This window comes from Pseudomonas sp. RtIB026, from assembly GCF_016861355.2.
In the GTDB taxonomy this organism is placed as follows: Bacteria; Pseudomonadota; Gammaproteobacteria; order Pseudomonadales; family Pseudomonadaceae; genus Aquipseudomonas; species Aquipseudomonas peradeniyensis.
In genome coordinates this window covers 570550-591018 of the sequence record NZ_AP023348.2, presented here as the reverse complement: position 1 = coordinate 591018, position 20469 = coordinate 570550, and the positions used below count along the sequence as shown (strand labels likewise).

The following is a 20469-nucleotide window of genomic DNA, read 5'->3' as shown; positions in this document are numbered from 1 at the left end:
TCAGGCTCCTGGCTGGGCGCGCTGGAAGCCTTCCAGCACATTGACCGCGTTGATGCCGATTTCCTCCACAGCGTAGCCGCCCTCCATCACGAACAAGGTCGGCTTGCCCAGCAGGGCGATGCGCTTGCCCATCTCCAGGTAGTCCGGGCTGTCGAGCTTGAACTGGGAGATCGGGTCGTCCTTGAAGGTGTCGACGCCGAGCGAGATCACTAGTACATCCGCATCGTAGGTGGCGATGCGCTGGCAGGCGGCTTCCAGTGCCGCGCTCCAGGCCGCCCAGTCACTGCCGGCGGGCAGTGGGTAATTGATGTTGCAGCCTTCACCCGCGCCTTCGCCGACCTCGTCGGCATAGCCCAGGAAGAACGGGAACTCGTCCTGCGGGTCGCCGTGGATTGAGGCGAAGAACACATCGTTGCGGGTGTAGAAGATGTCCTGGGTGCCGTTGCCGTGGTGGTAGTCGACATCGAGGATGGCCACTTTGCGCCGGCCCTGGTCGAGAAAGGCCTGGGCGGCGATGGCGGCGTTGTTCAGGTAGCAGTAGCCACCCATCACCTCGGCGGCGGCGTGGTGTCCCGGCGGGCGGCACAGGGCGAAGGCCGCGTGGGCGCCTTGCTGGATCGCGGCCTGGGCGGTCAGGGCCACTTGCGCTGCGCTGTAGGCGGCCTGCCAGGTACCGGCGGTGATCGGCGCGCCGGCATCGAAGCTGTAGTAGCCGAGTTCGCCGTGCAGGCCGGTGGGCTTGACCTGGCGCAGGGTGCGCGCCGGCCAGGTGAAGGGCAGCAGGTCGCCGTCGTGGCCCAGTGCGGCCCAGCGGGCCCAGGCGCCTTCGAAGAAGTTCAGGTAGTCGGTGCTGTGGATGCGTTGCAGCGGAGCGCGGCCGAAATCGGTGGGGCCTTGCACAGGGCCGAGGTTGCGCCTTTGCACCTGCTCCAGGACGTGGTCGGCGCGGGAGGGCATTTCAAAGCAGGGCATCAGCTGGCCGTCGATCAGCTCGCAGCGGCCATGGTGCAGGCGGTGGTCATCGGAATAGACCGTCAGCATTTGTTGTTCTCCGTTTATGACTGGCGTGAGGCCATTCTGGCGTGAGGCCATTCTGGTGGGCGGCCAATGGAGGGAGAACGATGCAAACGGCCAAAAGGGGATTGATATGGCCAAGTGCGAGGCTGCTTGTTCCGGCCTTTTCGCGGGTAAACCCGCTCCCACAGGTGCGGCGTTGATCTTGAGCCCGACGCGGTACCTGTGGGAGCGGGTTTACCCGCGAAAGGGCCGGCGTAGTTACCCGCGGAAATGACTGGGCGCCACGCCGCTCCAACGCTGGAAGGCATGCCTGAAACTCGCCGTCTCGCTGAACCCCAGCGATTCGGCAATGCGATAGATCGGCATCTGGTCTTCGGCCAGCAGTTGCTTGGCCCGTTCGAAGCGCAACTCGTCGAGCAGCTGTTGATAACTGCTGCCCTGCGCCTGCAGGTGCCGGCGCAAGGTGCGCGACGAGCAGTTCATCTGCCGTGCCAGGCCCTCCAGCCCGGGGGCGGCATCCAGCTGTTGGACCAGCAACTGGCGAATGCGCCCGAGCCAGGCCTGGCGTCCGGTGAACTCCAGGTTCAGGCGCCGGCAGCGTTCGCCCATGGCCTTGTGGGTGATCGGGTCGGCCAGCGGCAGCGGCATGTCCAGCCAGCGGCGCTCGAAGGCGAAGGCGTTATCGCCGGCCTCGAAGCCGAGCGGGCACTGAAATGCACCGTCGTAGAGCGTGTGGTAGCCGGGGCGCGAGTGTTCGAAGCGCGCCGCCAGCAGCGGCAACGGACGACCGAGCAGGTCATCGCAGATCACTTTCAGCGACGCCAGGCAGAACTCGGCGTTGAAAGCGGCAAGGCCGGGGGCGTCGTAATGATCGCTGGCACAGAGCCAGATCCGCTGGCCGTCGTCCACCAGGCGCAGCTGGAAGACTGTTCCCAGCAGTGCCGGGTAACTCAGCGCCAGGCGCAGGGCGTCACCCAAAGTGGCACTGGAGAGCAGGGCGTAACCCAGCATCCCGTAGCACGAAACATGCATCCGTCGGCCCAGTTCCAGGCCGATGTCCTCGCGTCTGGCCACGGCGTTGGCGCACACCTGCAGCTCCTGCTGGGTGGTGATGCGCGCATCGGCGTGGCCCAGGTCCGCCGGGCCTATGCCGCTGCCGGCGAGCAGCTGCCGCGAGTCGACGCCGGCCTCCTGGAACACCTGGAGGATCAGCGAAACCGCGTTGAGGGTGGTGAGGTGGCTGTGCAGCATGCTCGGCGTCCCATTGGGCTGAGCGGATAATGGAGCAAGTTGTGTGCCGCCCGAGACTGTAGGAGCGGCCTTGTGCCGCGAAAGGGCTGCATGGCAGCCCCGGGATTTCAGCATTGACGCAAAGATCGGCGGGGCCGCTTTGCGGCCCTTTCGCGGCACAAGGCCGCTCCTACAGGGATGGCGCCCGGTTCGAAGGGCAGGCATAAAAAAAGGGCCCGGAGCGTGCGCTCGGGCCCTTGAAAGGTTGAGAGGTGTCTAGTCCCTCGACCTGGTGAGACTGTTTGCAGCGGTCTGGGTTACGCCTTCAGCGGAACCAGACGGGGAGCGATCATGTTTTCCGGACGCAGGATGTCGTTGAGCATCTCTTCGTCCAGCAGCTTCTCTTCGCGCACCAGTTCCAGTACACCGCGGCCGGTTTCCAGGGCGACGCGGGCGATACGGGTGGCGTTTTCGTAGCCGATGTACGGGTTCAGGGCGGTGACCAGGCCGATCGAGTGCTCGACCAGTTCACGGCAGCGCTGTTCGTTGGCGGTGATGCCGACGATGCAGTGCTCGCGCAGCATGTCCATGGCGCGTTGCAGCAGGCGGATCGAGTCGAAGATCTTGTAAGCGATCAGCGGTTCCATCACGTTCAGCTGCAGCTGGCCACCTTCGGCGGCGACGGTCAGCGCCAGGTCGTTGCCCATGATGGCGAAGGCCACCTGGTTGACGGCTTCCGGGATCACCGGGTTGACCTTGCCTGGCATGATCGAGCTGCCTGGCTGGCGCGCCGGCAGGTTGATCTCGTTGATGCCGGTGCGTGGGCCGCTGGACAGCAGGCGCAGATCGTTGCAGATCTTCGACAGCTTGACTGCGGTGCGCTTGAGCATGCCGGAGAACAGCACGAAGGCGCCCATGTCGGAGGTGGCTTCGATCAGGTCGGCAGCCGGGACCAGCGGCTGGCCGCTGATGATCGCCAGGCGCTGAACGGCCAGCATCTGGTAGCCCGGGTCGGCGTTGATGCCGGTACCGATGGCGGTGCCGCCCAGGTTGATTTCGGTCAGCAGTTCCGGAGCCAGCGAGCGCAGGCGCTGCAGGTCTTCGGTCATGGTGGTGGCGAAGGCGCGGAATTCCTGGCCCAGGGTCATCGGCACGGCGTCCTGCAGCTGGGTGCGGCCCATCTTCAGTACGTGGTCGAACTCTTTACCCTTGGCGGCGAAGGCCTGGATCAGGCTGTCGAGGCTGGCCAGCAGGGCGTCGTGACCCAGCAGCAAGCCCAGACGGATCGCGGTCGGGTAGGCGTCGTTGGTCGACTGCGCCATGTTCACGTCGTTGTTCGGGTGCAGGTACTGGTACTCACCTTTCTGGTGGCCCATGTGCTCCAGCGCGACGTTGGCGATGACTTCGTTGGCGTTCATGTTGGTGGAGGTGCCAGCACCGCCCTGGATCATGTCCACGACGAACTGATCGTGGAAGTCACCCTTGATCAGTCGGGCGCAGGCTGCAGTGATGGCAGCGTGCTTGGCATCGCTCAGGTGCCCCAGCTCACGGTTGGCGTCAGCAGCAGCCTGCTTGACCATCGCCAGGCCGACTACCAGTTTCGGGTAGTGCGACAGCGGAACGCCGGAGAGGTGGAAGTTGTTGGCAGCGCGCAGAGTCTGGATGCCGTAGTAGGCATCGGCAGGGACTTCAAGGGTACCAAGCAGATCTTTTTCGACGCGGAACGATGCAGCGGAGGACATGATGGATATCATCTCGATTTTGACCCGGCACCTGCCGGAATGGCGCCAATGCTAGGGCTGCCCGGATTTTGCGGCCAATGCTGTTGCACGCTAACCTATGCACAAACGGCATACGGTTTGATGTGACGCCGATTGACAATCGAGCGTGTTCCATTTTGGTGCACGCGTTGCGGAGTAGTCGATGAACCTCGAAAGCAAATGGCTGGAAGACTTCAGTGCCTTGGCCTCCACCCGCAGTTTTTCCCAGGCGGCTGAGCGCCGTTTTGTCACCCAGCCGGCCTTCAGCCGACGCATACGCAGCCTGGAGGCGGCGCTGGGGCTGACCTTAGTGAATCGTTCCCGCACACCCATCGAACTGACCGAAGCCGGTCAGCTGTTTCTCGTCACTGCGCGTACCGTTGTCGACCAGTTGAGCGAAGTTCTCCGCCATTTGCATCACCTCGAAGGCGGGCAGGGCGAGGTGATCCAGGTGTCGGCGGCGCACTCCCTGGCGTCGGGCTTTTTCCCGCGCTGGGTGGCGCAGTTGCGCAACGATGGCTTGAACATCGCCACGCGCCTGGTGGCCACCAACGTCGGTGATGCCGTTCATGCATTGCGCGAAGGTGGCTGCGACCTGATGCTGGCTTTCTATGACCCGGACGCCGCCCTGCAGATGGACGCCGAGATATTCCCCTCATTGCACATGGGCACCACCGAAATGCTTCCGGTGTGCGCGGTGGGCCCGGACGGCAAGCCGCTGTTCGACCTGGAGGGCGAGGGTAGCGTGCCGCTGCTGGCCTATAGCGCCGGCGCCTTTCTCGGCCGTTCGGTCAATCTGCTGCTGCGCCAGCGCAACCTGCGCTATACCACTGTCTATGAAACCGCGATGGCCGACAGTCTCAAGAGCATGGCCCTCGAAGGCATGGGCATCGCCTGGGTGCCGAGGCTGTCGATGCGTGGTGAGCTGGAGCGCGGCGAACTGGTGATCTGTGGCGGCAGCCAGTGGCATGTGCCGCTGGAAATCCGCCTGTATCGCTGCGCGCTGGTGCGCAAGGCCAACGTGCGGTTGCTGTGGCGCAAGCTGGAGGGCGGCTCAGTTGACCCGAAAGTCAGCCAAACCCCCGAAAAATAAGGGCGACAGTTGGTCGCCGGGGGTGCCGTGATCGCCTCGCGTTACGCTATACTGCGCGGCCCCTCGACCGGATAGATCCGGTCATGATCAGCAAACAAGCCACGCCGGTCGTCCCGCGTGGCTTGTTGTTTTTTGACGCGCCTGCGGGCGCACAAGCGAAGAGGCTCGACGATGAGTGCACTGGTTGGCGTGATCATGGGCTCCAAGTCCGATTGGTCCACCCTTAGCCACACCGCCGATATGCTGGAAAAACTCGGCATCCCCTACGAGGTGAAGGTGGTTTCCGCCCACCGTACCCCGGACCTGCTGTTCCAGTACGCCGAGGAGGCCGAAGGCCGCGGCATCGAGGTGATCATCGCCGGTGCCGGCGGCGCCGCCCACCTGCCAGGCATGTGCGCCGCCAAGACCCACCTGCCGGTGCTGGGCGTGCCGGTGCAGTCGTCGATGCTGTCGGGTGTCGATTCGCTGCTGTCGATCGTGCAGATGCCGGCCGGCGTGCCGGTAGCCACCCTGGCCATCGGCAAGGCCGGCGCGATCAACGCCGCGCTGCTGTCGGCGAGCATCCTGGGCGCCAAGTACCCGCAGTTCCACGCGGCGCTCAAGCAGTTCCGCACCGAGCAGACCGACACCGTGCTGGACAATCCAGACCCGCGCCAGGCTTGAGGTTGACGCTATGAAGATCGGTGTAATCGGTGGCGGCCAACTGGGCCGCATGCTGGCCCTGGCGGGCACCCCGCTGGGCATGAACTTCGCCTTCCTCGACCCGGCCCCGGACGCCTGCGCCGCCCCGCTGGGCGAGCACCTGCGCGCCGACTACGGCGACCAGGACCACCTGCGCCAGCTGGCCGACGAAGTCGACCTGGTAACCTTCGAGTTCGAGAGCGTGCCGGCGGAAACCGTCGCCTTTCTCTCGCAGTTCGTGCCGGTCTACCCGAGTGCCGAGGCCCTGCGCATCGCCCGTGATCGTCTGTTCGAGAAGAGCATGTTCCGCGACCTGGGGATTCCGACCCCGGCTTTCGCCGACATCCTCTCGCAGGAAGACCTGGATGCGGCCGTCGCCAGCATCGGCCTGCCGGCCGTGCTCAAGACCCGCACCCTGGGGTATGACGGCAAGGGCCAGAAGGTCCTGCGCAAGCCTGAGGACGTGGTCGATACCTTCGCCGAGCTGGGTAGCGTGCCCTGCCTGCTGGAAGGTTTCGTGCCGTTCACTGGCGAAGTGTCGCTGGTGGCCGTGCGTGCCCGCGATGGCGAAACCCGCTTCTACCCGCTGGTGCACAACACCCACGACAGCGGCATCCTGAAACTGTCGGTGGCCAGCGACGCGCACCCGCTGCAGGCCCTGGCCGAAGACTACGTCGGTCGCGTGCTGCAGAAGCTGGACTATGTCGGCGTCATGGCCTTCGAGTTCTTCGAAGTCGACGGCGGCCTGAAAGCCAACGAGATCGCCCCGCGCGTGCACAACTCCGGGCACTGGACCATCGAAGGCAGCGAGTGCAGCCAGTTCGAGAACCACCTGCGTGCCGTCGCCGGCCTGCCGCTGGGTTCGACCGCCAAGGTCGGCGAGAGCGCCATGCTCAACTTCATCGGCGAAGTGCCGCCGGTGGACAAGGTCGTGGCCATCGACGATTGCCACCTGCACCACTACGGCAAGGCGTTCAAGGTCGGACGCAAGGTCGGCCATGCCACCCTGCGTTGTGACGACATGGCCACCCTCAAGGCCAAGATCGCCGAAGTAGAGGCGTTGATCGCCGGCTGATCGAACTTCTGCCCGGCAATGCCGCTCTGAGATGGCAACATGCCAAAGCGCTGACTAGGCTTTGGCATGTTTCATGTTCATCACAGAGGGATTGCCATGGGCATCATTGGAACCATCTTCATCGGCCTGATCGTCGGCCTGCTGGCGCGTTTCCTGAAACCGGGTGACGACAGCATGGGCTGGATCATGACCATCCTCCTCGGCATCGCCGGCTCCCTGGCCGCCACCTATGGCGGGCAAGCCCTGGGCATCTACCAGGCCGGACAGGCCGCAGGCTTCTTCGGGGCCCTGGTCGGCGCCATCATCCTTCTGGTGATCTACGGCTTCATCAAGAAGAACTGAACACAGGCTAGAATGCCCGGCAATTCAATCCCGAGTTGTCGAGCATTCCCATGCGTGCGTTATTCCTCGTCCCCCTGCTGTTGGCCAGCGCCCTGGCCCATGCCGAACTGCCCGAGACCGACTGGCTTGAGCTGATGCCCAAGTCGGACCAGAAAGCCCTCGAGCAGATGCCCGAGATCGACCACGACTCCCCGGAAGCCCAGGGCACCTTCACCGCCAAGGGTGGCCTGAAGCAGAGCAAGGGCTTGCCTGCGGTGATGTACTCGACCAAGACCGTGGCAGCGATGAACGGCAAGCAGATCCGCCTGGGCGGGTATCCGGTGCCGCTGGAGAGCGATGCCAAGGGCAACAGCACGCTGTTCTTCCTGGTGCCGTACCCGGGCGCTTGCATCCACGTACCGCCGCCGCCGCCGAACCAGCTGGTGCTGGTGCGTTATCCGAAAGGTTTGAAGATCGACGACATCTACACGCCGTTGTGGGTGACCGGCACGCTGAAGGTGGAAACGGTCAGCAATGACCTGGCGGATGCGGCGTATGCATTGGAGGCGGGGCAGGTTAGGGTGGTGGAGGATGCCGACCTCTGATTTACCAGTGCCGGCCTCTTCGCGGGTAAACCCGCTCCCACAGGCATTTCACTGACCTTGAGAACAGTGGAGGGCCTGTGGGAGCGGGTTTACCCGCGAAAGGGGCGGCACTGACTCTGAAAATTACGGATCAGAGCACTTCGCTACCGATCGCCACGCTCATCGCATGACTCGCCCCCGGCTTGAGCACCACCACGTCGTCCATCACATTCGCCGTCTCGATGCACAGCATGCGCTGCCAGCCATCGTCGGCCATGTCCGGCAGGTCGCGGGCGCGCTCGGTCCAGGGGTTCCAGATCACTGCGGTGCGTGAGCCGCCGGCCTGCAGGGTGATGCGGCGGTTCCAGTGTGGGTCGACGATGGCCAGGCGCTCAGGGGCGTTCAGGTAGATGCGATCGGTCTCGCCCGCGAAGCCCAGGTTGCCCTGCTGTTGGCGTTGCTCCCAGTTGGCCAGGGTTTCGATATAGGCCAACCCGTCCACACCTTGCACCTGTACCTGGCGCACGTCGCTTACCGCGAAGTAGCTGTGCAGGGCCTGGCTCAGGGTGACATCGGTATTGCCGAGGTTGTAGCTGGTGAGGGTCAGCTTCAGCTGGTCGCCCAGTTCCACCAGCAGCTTGAGCTGGACCTCGTGGGCCCAGCCGGGCAGGTCGCCCTGGGCTTCGGGCAGTTCGAATTCGATCCGCAGGTTGTCGCCGTGTTCCTCGGCCCCCAGCAACTGCCAGTCGCGGCCTCGCACCAGGCCGTGGGCCGGTGGTTGCTCGCCCTTGAACATGGCTTTGACCGAATCCGGGTTGCGCTCGAAGATGCCGAACCATGGCCAGCACACCGGTGCGCCGGCGCGCACCGACTTGCCCTTGCGCAAGATGGCCTGGTCGCTCAGCCACAGCAGCGGCGGTTCGCCGATCCGCTGGTAGCTGAGGACCTGCGCGCCCTGCTGGGCGATCAATAGTTCGGCATGCTCGCTGGTAATGCGCCAGCAATTGAGTTCGCCGTGAAGCTCGGTCTCGACCGTGAAGTTAGCCATTGCGCTCATCTCATTGATTGTCTGTCAGGCCGTTGGACCCGGTGACGTGCAATGAGTTTACCGCTCGCTCGGCTCAGCGACGAGGCACCGAGCGGGTGCGACCGCTGCCGTCGATGGCGACGAACACGAACACGGCTTCGGTGACCTTGCGCCATTCGCTGGACAGCGGGTCGTCGCTCCACACCTCGACCATCATCTGGATCGAGCTGCGGCCGATCTCCAGGGTCTGGGTATAGAAGGACAGCTGAGCGCCCACCGCCACCGGCACCAGGAAGGCCATGCGGTCGATGGCCACCGTGGCCACCCGGCCACCGGCGACGCGGCTGGCCATGGCGGTGCCGGCCAGGTCCATCTGGGCGACCAGCCAGCCGCCGAAGATATCGCCGAAACCATTGGTCTCGCGCGGCAGCGCGGTGATCTGCAAGGCCAGGTCGCCCTGCGGGATAGGATCTTCTTGTTCGAGCTCAATCATGCCGTGGGGCCTCTGACCCGTGAAGCTTCGTTGGTGGCGCAATGAAGGACGCCGTAAAAACGATTCAGCAACACGCATACTACGCTGATTTCGCTTCGCGAGGCGGCCAAAGGGAAACTCTGCGAAACAGTCTGACAACAATGACCGACGTTTTCGCACAACTTCCCACAATGGAAGCAACCTTTTCCTACGAGCGGGCAGTATATATACCTGCACAGCCAGCGACGACCGCACATTCATGAATATCTGTATGGATTTTGTACCGCTATGAGCGCGGCTCGGCAATTTGCTATCTTCGCTGCCTAGCCAATCCAGAAGCCGCATGCCAAGCGGTCCGCAGACCTACAAGAGAAAGAACAGCGATGACCTCCGTGCAGAGCAGTATCGAGCAGCCGTCCCGGCCGTTGTCCCGCAGTGACTACAAGACCCTCTCGCTGTCCGCCCTCGGCGGGGCCCTGGAGTTCTACGACTTCATCATCTTCGTGTTCTTCGCCACGGTGGTCGGCAAACTGTTCTTCCCGGCTGACATGCCCGAATGGCTGCGCCTGATGCAGACTTTCGGCATCTTCGCCGCCGGCTACCTGGCCCGCCCCCTGGGCGGCATCGTCATGGCCCACTTCGGCGACCTGCTCGGACGCAAGAAGATGTTCACCCTGAGCATCTTCCTGATGGCGGTGCCGACCCTGGTGATGGGCCTGCTGCCCACCTATGCGCAGATCGGCCTGTGGGCGCCGATCCTGCTGCTATTGATGCGGGTGATTCAGGGCGCGGCCATCGGCGGCGAGGTGCCGGGGGCCTGGGTGTTCGTTTCCGAGCACGTGCCGGCGCGCAACACCGGCTATGCCTGCGGCACCCTGACTGCGGGCCTGACCTCGGGCATCCTGCTTGGCTCGCTGGTGGCGACCCTGATCAACACGCTCTACACCCCCGAGGAAGTGGCTGATTACGCCTGGCGTATCCCGTTCCTGCTCGGTGGGGTGTTCGGCTTCTTCGCGGTCTACCTGCGCCGCTGGCTGCATGAGACCCCGGTGTTCGCCGAGATGCAGGCGCGCAAGGCCCTGGCCGAGGAACTGCCGCTGCGCGCGGTGCTGCGCGACCATCGCGGTGCGATCATCCTGTCGATGCTGCTCACCTGGCTGCTGTCGGCCGGCATCGTGGTGATCATCCTGATGACCCCGGCCTTGCTGCAGAGCCTCTATCACGTCAGCCCCACCGATTCGCTCAAGGCCAACAGCCTGGCCATCGTGCTGCTCAGCCTGGGCTGCATCGGGGCTGGCAGCCTTGCCGACCGTTTCGGCGCCGGGCGCGTGTTCATCGTCGGCAGCCTGGCGCTGCTGGCGTCGTCCTGGGCCTTCTACCACAGCCTGCCGACTCGACCGGACCTGCTGTTCCCGCTGTACGCCCTGACTGGCCTGTGCGTGGGTATCGTCGGCGCCGTGCCCTACGTGATGGTCAAGGCCTTCCCGCCAGTGGTGCGCTTCAGTGGCCTGTCGTTCTCCTACAACCTGGCCTACGCGATCTTTGGCGGGCTGACGCCGATGGTGGTGACCGCGCTGCTCAAGTTCAGCCCTATGGCACCGGCCTATTATGTGGCGTGCCTGTGTGCCGTTGGTCTGCTGGTTGGTACCTATCTGCTCGTCAACAAGCGCTGAGCCGAACAAAAATCGCGGACCTGTAGGAGCGGCCTCGTGCCGCGAAAGGGGCGCGCAGCGGCCCCAGGATCTCGGCCTCCTGCAAGAACGTCGGGGGCTGCTTTGCAGCCCTTTCGCGGCGCAAGGCCGCTCCTACAGGGGCGTGCTCCGACCCCCTCCAGAAACATCTTGAAAGGCCATCCCGGATAACCGGTGATGGCCTTTCATCCAATTGTCACATTCGAGTCATAGAGTGTTCATGCGGCCTGCAGATACTTGGGCCCGTTCCATCTCACAACCCACGATATTCCTGCTAGGAGCAAGGCATGAAACTGAAGCGTTTGATGGCGGCCCTGACCTTTGCCGCCGCTGGCGTCGCTGCCGCCAATGCGGTCGCCGCTGTCGATCCTGCAATCCCGACCTACACCAAGACCACCGGTGTATCGGGCAACCTCTCCAGCGTCGGTTCCGACACCCTCGCGAACCTGATGACCCTGTGGGCCGAGGCCTACAAGAAGGAATATCCGAACGTAAACATCCAGATCCAGGCCGCCGGCTCCTCCACCGCGCCACCCGCGCTGACCGAAGGCACCGCCAACCTGGGCCCGATGAGCCGCAAGATGAAGGACGTCGAGCTGCAGGCCTTCGAGCAGAAGTACGGCTACAAGCCGACCGCCATCCCGGTCGCCGTCGACGCCCTGGCCGTGTTCGTGCACAAGGACAACCCGATCAAGGGCCTGACCATGGCTCAGGTCGACGCCATCTTCTCCTCCACCCGCCTGTGCGGTGGCAAGAGCGAGATCAAGACCTGGGGTGACGTCGGCGTGACCGGCGACCTGGCCAACAAGCCAATCCAGCTGTTCGGCCGCAACTCGGTATCGGGCACCTATGGCTACTTCAAGGAAGAAGCCCTGTGCAAAGGCGACTTCAAGCCTAACGTCAACGAACAACCTGGCTCGGCCTCGGTCGTGCAGTCGATCAGCTCCTCGCTGAACGGCATCGGCTACTCGGGCATCGGCTACAAGACCGCCAGCGTCAAGACCGTGCCTCTGGCCAAGAAAGACGGCGGCACCTTCGTCGAAGACAACGAAGCCAACGCCCTGAACGGCACCTACCCGCTGTCGCGCTTCCTCTACGTCTACGTCAACAAGGCCCCGAACAAGCCTCTGGCCCCGCTGGAAGCCGAGTTCGTCAAGCTGGTGCTGTCGCAGGCCGGCCAGCAAGTTGTCGTGAAGGACGGCTACATCCCGCTGCCAGCCAAAGTGGTCGACAAGACCCTGGCCGACCTGGGCCTGTCCCACGCGGGTAACGTTGCAAAGAAGTAAGTAACTGAGGATGAGGCCGGTGCCAACTATGCCCGGCCTCCTCCACGAATTCCTTAGTCCGAAGCCAGGGCTCCTGAGCGGCGGGCTTTTTTGCGTCACTGCACTGTCATGTTTTTGTCATACGGGACCGCTAGGGTGTGCGCATGAATGATCTGGCCAACTCCACAATGACCCAAAATTCTCCTCCCGTGCGCATTGATTTCAATACGCCCGAGTTGCAACGCAAGCGCCGCATGCGCGCCCTCAAGGACCGTCTGACCCGCTGGTACGTCCTGGTGGGCGGCCTCGCCGTGCTGGCAGCGATCACGCTGATCTTCTTCTACCTGGCCTATGTGGTGCTGCCGCTGTTCCAGGGTGCCGAGTTGACCAGCAAGAAAGCCCTGGAGCCGACCTGGCTGCAACAGGACGCCGGCAAACCCCTGATGATCGCCCTCGAGGAGCAGAACCTCGTGGGCATGCGCGTGTCCGACAAGGGCCAGGCGCTGTTCTTCGATACCAAGACCGGCAATGAACTGAAGCGCGTCGACCTGCCACTGCCCGCCGGCGCCCAGGTCAGCTCGATCAGTACCGACCAGCCCGGCAGCCCGCTGGTGGTGCTGGGCCTGTCCAACGGCCAGGCGCTGGTGTTCCACCACACCTACAAGATCACCTATCCGGACAACAAGAAGACCATCGAGCCGGGTATCGACTACCCCTATGGCCAGGACCTGTTCACCCTGGATGACCAGGGCCGTGCGCTGGAGCACGTGAGCGTCAACGTCAATGGCGATACCCTGCTGCTGGCCGGCTCCACCGGCGCGCACCTGCAGGTGCTCGAACTGTCGCGCACCGAGAACATGATGACCGACGAGGTCACCATCGAGCAGAACCGCATCGAGCTGCCGCAGATGACCGAGGTGGTGAAGAACATCTTCATCGACCCGCGCCAGCAGTGGCTGTACGTGGTCAACGGCCGCGCCACCGCCGACGTGTTCAGCCTGCGCGACAAGAGCCTCAATGGCCGCTACAAGCTGCTGGAAGACGGCAACGCCGAAATCACCGCGACCGCTCAACTGGTCGGCGGCATCTCGCTGATCTTCGGTGACTCCAAGGGCGGCCTGAGCCAGTGGTTCATGGCCCGTGACCCGGATGGCGAGTCGCGCTTCAAGCTGATCCGCAGCTTCCTGCTGGGCAAGGCCCCGGTGGTGCAGATCGACGCCGAAGAGCGCCGCAAGGGCTTCATCGCCCTGGACAGCGAAGGCAAGCTCGGTGTGTTCCACAGTACCGCGCATCGGACCCTGCTGGTCGAGCCGGTGGCCGAAGGCGCGGGCGTGTTGGCCCTGTCGCCGCGCGCCAACCGCATCATCATCGAAGAAGGCGGCAAGCTGCTGCCGCTGAGCCTGCGCAACCCGCACCCGGAGATCTCCTTCAGCGCGCTGTGGGGCAAGGTCTGGTACGAGAACTACGACGAGCCTAAATACGTCTGGCAGTCGACCGCCTCGAACACCGACTTCGAACCCAAGCTGAGCCTGTCGCCGCTGACCTTCGGTACGCTCAAGGCCGCGTTCTACGCGATGATCCTGGCTGCGCCGCTGGCCATCGCCGCTGCCATCTACACCGCCTACTTCATGGCCCCGGGCATGCGCCGCAAGGTCAAGCCGGTGATCGAGCTGATGGAAGCGATGCCGACGGTGATCCTCGGCTTCTTCGCCGGCCTGTTCCTCGCGCCGTACCTCGAAGGCCACCTGCCGGGCGTGTTCAGCCTGTTCGTGATCATGCCGATCGGCATCCTGCTCGCCGGCTTCAGCTGGAGCCGCCTGCCGGAGTCGATCCGTCTGCGCATCCCGGATGGCTGGGAGGCGGCGATCCTGATCCCGGTGATCCTGGTGATCGGTTGGTTCGCCCTGTACATGAGCCCGCTCCTCGAGAGCTGGTTCTTCAAGGGCGACATGCGCCTGTGGATCAGCAACGACCTGGGCATCACCTACGACCAGCGCAACGCCCTGGTGGTCGGTATCGCCATGGGCTTCGCGGTCATCCCGAACATCTATTCCATCGCCGAAGACGCCGTGTTCAGCGTGCCGCGCAGCCTGACCCTGGGTTCGCTGGCCCTGGGCGCCACGCCGTGGCAGACCCTGACCCGCGTGGTCATCCTCACCGCGAGCCCGGGTATCTTCTCGGCGCTGATGATCGGCATGGGCCGTGCGGTGGGCGAGACCATGATCGTGCTGATGGCCACCGGCAACACCCCGGTGATGGAGATGAACCTGTTCGAGGGCATGCGCACCCTGGCCGCCAACGTGGCCGTGGAAATGCCCGAATCGGAAGTCGGCGGCAGCCACTATCGTGTGCTGTTCCTCGCCGCCCTCGTGCTGCTGATGTTCACCTTCGTGATGAACACCCTGGCCGAGCTGATTCGCCAGCGCCTGCGCAAGAAATACTCGTCGCTTTGATAGAAAGGTAGAGATCCGTGAAAAAGGATTCCCTCAAAGGCTGGTTCAAGAGCGGCGCCCCCGGCGTCTGGATCAGTGGTGGCGCGGTCGCCATGGCGGTCATCATGACCGTCGGCCTGCTGGCCGTGATCGCCGTGCGCGGCCTGGGCCACTTCTGGCCGGCCGACTTGGTCCAGGCCACCTACAAGGTGCCGGGCCAGGCCGACCACGTGGTCGTCGGTGAAGTGGTGCAGAAGGAAGAAGTACCGCGTGAACGCCTCAAGGGTGCCGGCCTGCCGGTGCCCGAGCAGGGCCCGGAGTTCATGACCCGCGAGCTGATCAAGGTCGGTAACCGCGACCTCAACGGCAGCGACTTCACCTGGGTCGTTGGCGAGTGGCTGGTGGACCAGCAAAAGCCGGTCGACCTGATCGCCCTGGAGCGTCGTGAGTGGGGCAACTTCTACGGCTACCTGGTCAGCGTCAAGGAAGAGGGCCGCGTGGTCGCCCAGGGCCCCGAGGCCTGGAACGAGCTGCAGGCCCGCCTCAAGCGCGCCAGCGAGTTCAACGACCAGTTGGTGAAGCTGGAGAAGAAGGATATCGGTGCCATCAACCATGGCCTCGAGCGCCTGCGCCTGCACAGCCGCAAGCTGGAACTGGACGGCAAGCTGGACGCTGCCGCCCAGGCCGACATGGACGCCGAGCGCGCCGAGCTGAACAACCGCTACAAGGCCATCGAAGAGCGCCTGACCGGCCTGCACCAGGCCTTCGCCCGCGACAGCCTGGTGGCCCGCGACGGCAACGGCCGCGAGGTGGAGATCAACCTGAGCAAGGTGGTCCACGCCATCCAGCCGAACGCCATGTCGGGCATGACCAAGATGGGCGCCTACTTTGCCAAGGTCTGGGAGTTCCTCAGCGACGACCCGCGTGAGGCCAACACCGAAGGCGGTATCTTCCCGGCCATCTTCGGCACCGTGATGATGACCCTGATCATGGCCGTGATCGTCACCCCGTTCGGCGTATTGGCGGCGGTCTACCTGCGCGAGTACGCCAAGCAGGGCCCGGTGACCCGCTTGATCCGCATCGCGGTGAACAACCTGGCCGGTGTTCCGGCGATCGTCTACGGCGTGTTCGGCCTGGGCTTCTTCGTCTACGTGCTGGGCGGCTCGATCGACCGATTGTTCTTCCCCGAGTCGCTGCCGGCGCCGACCCTCGGCACTCCCGGCCTGCTGTGGGCCTCGCTGACCCTGGCGCTGCTGGCGGTGCCAGTGGTGATCGTGGCCACCGAGGAAGGCCTGGCGCGGATTCCGCGCACGGTGCGCGAGGGCTCGCTGGCCCTGGGCGCGACCAAGGCCGAGACCCTGTGGAAGATCGTCCTGCCGATGGCCAGCCCGGCCATGATGACCGGCATGATCCTCGCCGTGGCCCGTGCCGCCGGCGAAGTGGCGCCGCTGATGCTGGTGGGTGTGGTGAAGCTGGCGCCGTCGCTGCCGGTGGATGGCAACTACCCGTACCTGCACCTGGACCAGAAGATCATGCACCTGGGCTTCCACATCTACGACGTCGGCTTCCAGAGCCCCAACGTCGAGGCCGCGCGGCCGCTGGTGTACGCCACGGCGCTGTTGCTGGTGCTGGTGATCGCCACCCTCAACCTCTCGGCGGTGTGGATCCGTAACCACCTGCGCGAGAAGTACAAGGCCCTCGACCACTGATCCTGATTGCAAGCGTGCCGCCCGAACGCCGGGCGGCCCTTTGAAACGAATTGATAGCGTATGGAGTTGACCATGCAGCATGAATCCCACGCCCACGGCATCGACATGTCGGCCCTGGGCCGCGACAAGCAGAGCCTGCGCCTGGCCGAAGAGACCGTGGCCATCGAAGTACCCGGGCTGTCCCTGTTCTACGGCGACAAGCAAGCGCTGTTCGACGTCAGCATGAACATCCCCAAGCAGCGCGTGACTGCCTTCATCGGCCCGTCCGGCTGCGGCAAGTCGACCCTGCTGCGGACCTTCAACCGCATGAACGACCTGGTCGATGGCTGCCGCGTGGAAGGCGCCATCAACCTGTACGGCAGCAACATCTACCGCAAGGGCGAGGACGTGGCCGAGCTGCGCCGCCGCGTGGGCATGGTGTTCCAGAAGCCCAACCCGTTCCCCAAGACCATCTACGAGAACGTGGTCTACGGCCTGCGCATCCAGGGCATCAACAAGAAGCGCGTGCTCGACGAAGCCGTCGAGTGGGCGCTGAAGGGCGCGGCGCTGTGGGATGAGGTCAAGGACCGCCTGCACGACTCGGCCCTGGGCCTGTCCGGTGGCCAGCAGCAGCGCTTGGTGATCGCCCGTACCATCGCCGTGGAGCCGGAAGTGCTGCTGCTCGACGAACCGTGTTCGGCGCTGGACCCGATCTCGACGCTGAAGGTCGAAGAGCTGATCTACGAACTGAAATCCAAGTACACCATCGTCATCGTCACCCACAACATGCAGCAGGCGGCCCGCGTTTCGGACTACACCGCGTTCATGTACATGGGCAAACTGGTCGAATTCGGTGACACCGACACCCTGTTCACCAACCCGGCGAAGAAGCAGACCGAAGACTACATCACCGGTCGCTACGGCTAACTATTGGCCACAGGGTGCTTGTGTAGGAGCGGCCTTGTGCCGCGAAAGGGCTGCAAAGCAGCCCCGGCGATTTTTGCATCACGGCTGAAATCCTGGGGCCGCTTCGCGGCCCTTTCGCGGCACAAGGCCGCTCCTACAGGCCAGGGAACGACACGAATCACTTGAAGCTTGCAGCTGCTTCGCGGAGCGAAACGATGATCAACAAAGAAAGCCTTACCCACCATATCTCCCAGCAGTTCAACGCCGAGCTCGAGGAGGTGCGCAGCCACCTGCTGGCCATGGGCGGGCTGGTCGAGAAACAGGTGAACGACGCCGTCACCGCGCTGATCGAGGCCGACTCGGGCCTGGCCCAGCAAGTGCGCGAGGTCGATGAACAGATCAACCAGATGGAGCGCAACATCGACGAGGAGTGCGTGCGCATCCTCGCCCGTCGCCAGCCGGCGGCCTCCGACCTGCGCCTGATCATCAGCATTTCCAAGTCGGTGATCGACCTGGAGCGCATCGGCGACGAGTCGACCAAGATCGCCCGCCGCGCCATCCAGCTGTGCGAGGAAGGCGAGTCGCCGCGTGGCTACGTCGAGGTGCGCCACATCGGCGACCAGGTGCGCAACATGGTTCGCGACGCACTGGACGCTTTCGCCCGCTTCGACGCCGAGCTGGCGCTGTCGGTGGCCCAGTACGACAAGACCATCGACCGCGAGTACAAGACCGCGCTGCGCGAGCTGGTCACCTACATGATGGAAGACCCGCGCTCGATCTCCCGTGTGCTCAGCGTGATCTGGGCCCTGCGTTCGCTGGAACGCATCGGCGACCACGCGCGCAACATTTCGGAGCTGGTGATCTACCTGGTGCGTGGCACCGACGTGCGCCACATGGGCCTCAAGCGCATGAAAGCCGAGGTGCAGGGCGAAGCGTTCGATGAGGGCGAAATCGCTAATGTTCCGGCTGAACCGGACGATAAATAGGATTGCTCCCGAGCATGAACGCCCGGCAACCGCCGGGCGTTTTCGTTTGCGGTCGAGCACCAGCAGGCACCCGCGAACCGTGTGAGAAGTCCCGGCGTGACCAGTGGTTTGGCAAATGGCCATCAGTCGGCGGTATGCTAGCCGGGATTCAAGAGGAGTATCGATGAGTAAAGTGAATGTGCTGGTCGTGGACGATGCCCCGTTCATCCGCGACCTGGTAAAAAAGTGCCTGCGCAATGCCTTTCCCGGCGTGGTGATCGAGGACGCGGTCAACGGTCGCAAGGCCATGGCCATGCTGAGCAAGGAACGTTTCGACCTGGTCCTGTGCGACTGGGAGATGCCCGAGATGTCCGGCCTCGAGCTGCTGACCTGGTGCCGCCAGCAGGAAGAGATGAAGACCATGCAGTTCATCATGGTGACCAGCCGTGGTGACAAGGAAAACGTGATCCAGGCCATCCAGGCCGGTGTTTCCGATTTCGTTGGCAAGCCGTTCACCAACGAGCAACTGCTGACCAAGGTGAAAAAGTCGCTGACCAAGATCGGCAAGCTCGATGCCCTGATGTCCAGCGCGCCGGCGCGGGTCAACTCGGCGTTCGCCAACGACTCGCTCAGCGCCCTGACCGGCGGTCGTCCGGAAGCGGCCAAGGTGACCGCGCCTGCCGCCGCACCCGTGGCAGCAGCGACCAAGCCGCTGATCAACGCCCCCACGCCAAAGACTGCCGCCGCCGCGGCCCAGACTGGCCGTGGCCAAGGCCAACTGCGCCTGTCCAGCGGAACCCAGCCGTGCATGATCAAGGCCCTGAGCCTGAAAGAAGCCCTGCTGGTGGTGCGCCGCGGCGCCAACCTGCCGCAGGTGCTCGAAGGCGCGGTGCTGGACCTGGAGCAAGGCGAGAATGCCGAAACGGCGCGGCTGAACGGCTACCTGCACGCCATTGCGGCGCTGGAGCCCAAGCCCGAGAGCGACTGGCTGCAATTGACCTTCAAGTTCGTCGACCAGGATGCGCAGAAGCTCGACTACCTGTCGCGGCTGATCGCTCGCGGTACGGCGCAGAAGCACTTCACGCCCGGGGCCTGATGGCCTGGGTTGGATAGGTGGACGTGAACCCTGTGGGAGCAGGTCTACCCGCGAATACGATGGTGCTGTCGCCGACGCATTCGCGGGTGAACCCGCTCCCACAGAGATCAAAGCTCTCTGCTTGATCCTCTGAAACTTCCGACCAGCTGTCACAACTTGTCTTTATTCGGGCTGCTAGGCTTCGACAGAACACAACTGTCAAAAAGCCACCATCATGCCGCCCGCCCGCCTGCTGCTGTTCTGTGCCTTGCTCACGGCCTCGGCGTCGAGCCTGGGCATGACCGTCTACAAGACCACCGACACCTTCGGCGTGGTCTCCTATTCAGACCGCCCGAGCCCGGGGGCGAAAGCCTTTGTGTTCCGTGAACCCATGGTCGAGCGCCTGGATGGCCAGGTTCGCCTCAAGACCGAGCCCTTTGCCGGTGGCGTGCGCTTTGTCGCCCGCAACGAACTGTTCGTGCCGATGGAGGTGGAACTGCGCGTGGAGCGCCTGGCCAATGCCCAGGGCGGCAACGCGCCGCGTATCGTCCGGCGCCTGGTGCCGCCGCGCTCGACCCAGGTGCTCAGTGTGGTCCAGGCCCGCCAGGGGGTCGGCCTCAGGTACGACACCAGGTTTCGCTATGCCATGGGTGACCCGGGGCAGCGCCCGCAGGGCTATCGCTATCCCTTCCCCTGGAAGGGCGGGCCGTTTCGCCTGAGCCAGGGGCCCAACGGCCGTTTCAGCCACTTCGGGCCCAAGGGTCGCTACGCCATGGACATCGCCATGCCCGAAGGCACACCGATTATCGCGGCGCGGGGTGGGGTGGTGGTGAAGATCGAGAACAACCAGAGCGGGCGGGGCAACAACCCGGCGGGCAACTTCGTCAGGATCCTGCACCCGGACGGCACCATGGGCGTGTACCTGCACCTGATGCGCGGTTCGGTGGTGGTGGGCGAGGGGCAGCGGGTGGCCCAGGGGCAGGCGCTGGCCAAGTCGGGCAACACCGGCAACAGCAGCGGGCCGCACCTGCATTTCGTGGTGCAGCGCAATGTGGGGTTGGCGCTGGAGTCGATACCGTATCAGTTCGACCGGCCGATTGGCGGGTTACCGGATTTTACTGCCGGCAACCCTTGAGGCTTTCGCGGCACAAGGCCGCTCCTACAGGGGAATGCGATCTACTGTAGGA

Annotated in this window: 18 protein-coding genes; 13 read left to right on the top strand and 5 right to left on the bottom strand. The window is 64.2% G+C overall.

Going from position 1 to position 20469, the window contains the following annotated elements:
- From PRtIB026_RS02655 to aspA, 3 genes are all read right to left on the bottom strand, one after another.
- Complete coding sequence (locus PRtIB026_RS02655) at positions 1 to 1041, bottom strand: histone deacetylase family protein (RefSeq protein ID WP_203649347.1); 1041 nt, start codon at positions 1039 to 1041, stop codon at positions 1 to 3.
- Positions 1042 to 1275: 234 nt separating this feature from the next.
- The gene (locus tag PRtIB026_RS02650; protein WP_203649349.1) at positions 1276 to 2268 is read right to left on the bottom strand and encodes an AraC family transcriptional regulator; all 993 of its coding nucleotides are present in this window, start codon (positions 2266 to 2268) and stop codon (positions 1276 to 1278) included.
- Positions 2269 to 2564: 296 nt separating this feature from the next.
- Complete coding sequence (aspA, locus tag PRtIB026_RS02645) at positions 2565 to 3989, bottom strand: aspartate ammonia-lyase (protein ID WP_110736208.1); 1425 nt, start codon at positions 3987 to 3989, stop codon at positions 2565 to 2567.
- Between the two features lie 181 nt (positions 3990 to 4170).
- Here aspA and PRtIB026_RS02640 point away from each other — a divergent pair, with 181 nt between their 5' ends.
- From PRtIB026_RS02640 to PRtIB026_RS02620, 5 genes are all read left to right on the top strand, one after another.
- The gene (locus tag PRtIB026_RS02640) at positions 4171 to 5100 is read left to right on the top strand and encodes a LysR substrate-binding domain-containing protein (RefSeq protein ID WP_050707560.1); all 930 of its coding nucleotides are present in this window, start codon (positions 4171 to 4173) and stop codon (positions 5098 to 5100) included.
- A gap of 171 nt (positions 5101 to 5271) precedes the next feature.
- Positions 5272 to 5763: a 5-(carboxyamino)imidazole ribonucleotide mutase gene (gene purE, locus PRtIB026_RS02635; protein ID WP_050707559.1), complete on the top strand. Its 492-nt coding sequence runs from the start codon at positions 5272 to 5274 to the stop codon at positions 5761 to 5763.
- Positions 5764 to 5773: 10 nt separating this feature from the next.
- On the top strand, positions 5774 to 6856 hold the full coding sequence (locus PRtIB026_RS02630; RefSeq protein WP_267813521.1) for a 5-(carboxyamino)imidazole ribonucleotide synthase: 1083 nt from the start codon (positions 5774 to 5776) through the stop codon (positions 6854 to 6856).
- Between the two features lie 96 nt (positions 6857 to 6952).
- A complete protein-coding gene (locus PRtIB026_RS02625) occupies positions 6953 to 7198 on the top strand; it encodes a GlsB/YeaQ/YmgE family stress response membrane protein (RefSeq protein WP_050707557.1) in 246 nt (81 codons plus the stop codon).
- A 50-nt stretch (positions 7199 to 7248) separates the two neighbouring features.
- Entirely contained in the window at positions 7249 to 7782 is a 534-nt protein-coding gene (locus PRtIB026_RS02620; RefSeq protein WP_028689975.1) for a DUF3299 domain-containing protein, read from the top strand.
- Positions 7783 to 7912: 130 nt separating this feature from the next.
- On the opposite strand, the gene PRtIB026_RS02615 is transcribed toward PRtIB026_RS02620, so the two are convergent.
- Entirely contained in the window at positions 7913 to 8809 is an 897-nt protein-coding gene (locus PRtIB026_RS02615; RefSeq protein ID WP_203649351.1) for a D-hexose-6-phosphate mutarotase, read from the bottom strand.
- Positions 8810 to 8882: 73 nt separating this feature from the next.
- A complete protein-coding gene (locus PRtIB026_RS02610) occupies positions 8883 to 9281 on the bottom strand; it encodes an acyl-CoA thioesterase (RefSeq protein ID WP_003253317.1) in 399 nt (132 codons plus the stop codon).
- A 362-nt stretch (positions 9282 to 9643) separates the two neighbouring features.
- Between PRtIB026_RS02610 and PRtIB026_RS02605 the strand changes: the two genes are divergently transcribed.
- The 8 genes from PRtIB026_RS02605 to PRtIB026_RS02570 all read left to right on the top strand — a co-directional run bounded on the left by PRtIB026_RS02605 (position 9644) and on the right by PRtIB026_RS02570 (position 20417).
- Positions 9644 to 10933: an MFS transporter gene (locus PRtIB026_RS02605; RefSeq protein ID WP_267813517.1), complete on the top strand. Its 1290-nt coding sequence runs from the start codon at positions 9644 to 9646 to the stop codon at positions 10931 to 10933.
- 305 nt (positions 10934 to 11238) lie between these two features.
- The gene (locus tag PRtIB026_RS02600; RefSeq protein WP_062575623.1) at positions 11239 to 12237 is read left to right on the top strand and encodes a phosphate ABC transporter substrate-binding protein PstS; all 999 of its coding nucleotides are present in this window, start codon (positions 11239 to 11241) and stop codon (positions 12235 to 12237) included.
- A gap of 143 nt (positions 12238 to 12380) precedes the next feature.
- The gene (locus PRtIB026_RS02595) at positions 12381 to 14669 is read left to right on the top strand and encodes an ABC transporter permease subunit (RefSeq protein ID WP_203649353.1); all 2289 of its coding nucleotides are present in this window, start codon (positions 12381 to 12383) and stop codon (positions 14667 to 14669) included.
- A 17-nt stretch (positions 14670 to 14686) separates the two neighbouring features.
- On the top strand, positions 14687 to 16357 hold the full coding sequence (gene pstA / locus PRtIB026_RS02590) for a phosphate ABC transporter permease PstA (RefSeq protein ID WP_203649355.1): 1671 nt from the start codon (positions 14687 to 14689) through the stop codon (positions 16355 to 16357).
- Positions 16358 to 16429: 72 nt separating this feature from the next.
- Complete coding sequence (gene pstB / locus PRtIB026_RS02585) at positions 16430 to 17263, top strand: phosphate ABC transporter ATP-binding protein PstB (RefSeq protein WP_028689970.1); 834 nt, start codon at positions 16430 to 16432, stop codon at positions 17261 to 17263.
- A gap of 194 nt (positions 17264 to 17457) precedes the next feature.
- Positions 17458 to 18228 carry a phosphate signaling complex protein PhoU gene (phoU, locus tag PRtIB026_RS02580; RefSeq protein WP_110736220.1) on the top strand — a complete coding sequence of 257 codons (771 nt, stop codon included), beginning with the start codon at positions 17458 to 17460 and terminating at the stop codon, positions 18226 to 18228.
- Between the two features lie 163 nt (positions 18229 to 18391).
- Entirely contained in the window at positions 18392 to 19303 is a 912-nt protein-coding gene (locus PRtIB026_RS02575) for a response regulator (RefSeq protein WP_203649357.1), read from the top strand.
- A 214-nt stretch (positions 19304 to 19517) separates the two neighbouring features.
- Entirely contained in the window at positions 19518 to 20417 is a 900-nt protein-coding gene (locus tag PRtIB026_RS02570) for a peptidoglycan DD-metalloendopeptidase family protein (RefSeq protein WP_203649359.1), read from the top strand.
- Positions 20418 to 20469: the final 52 nt, after the last annotated feature.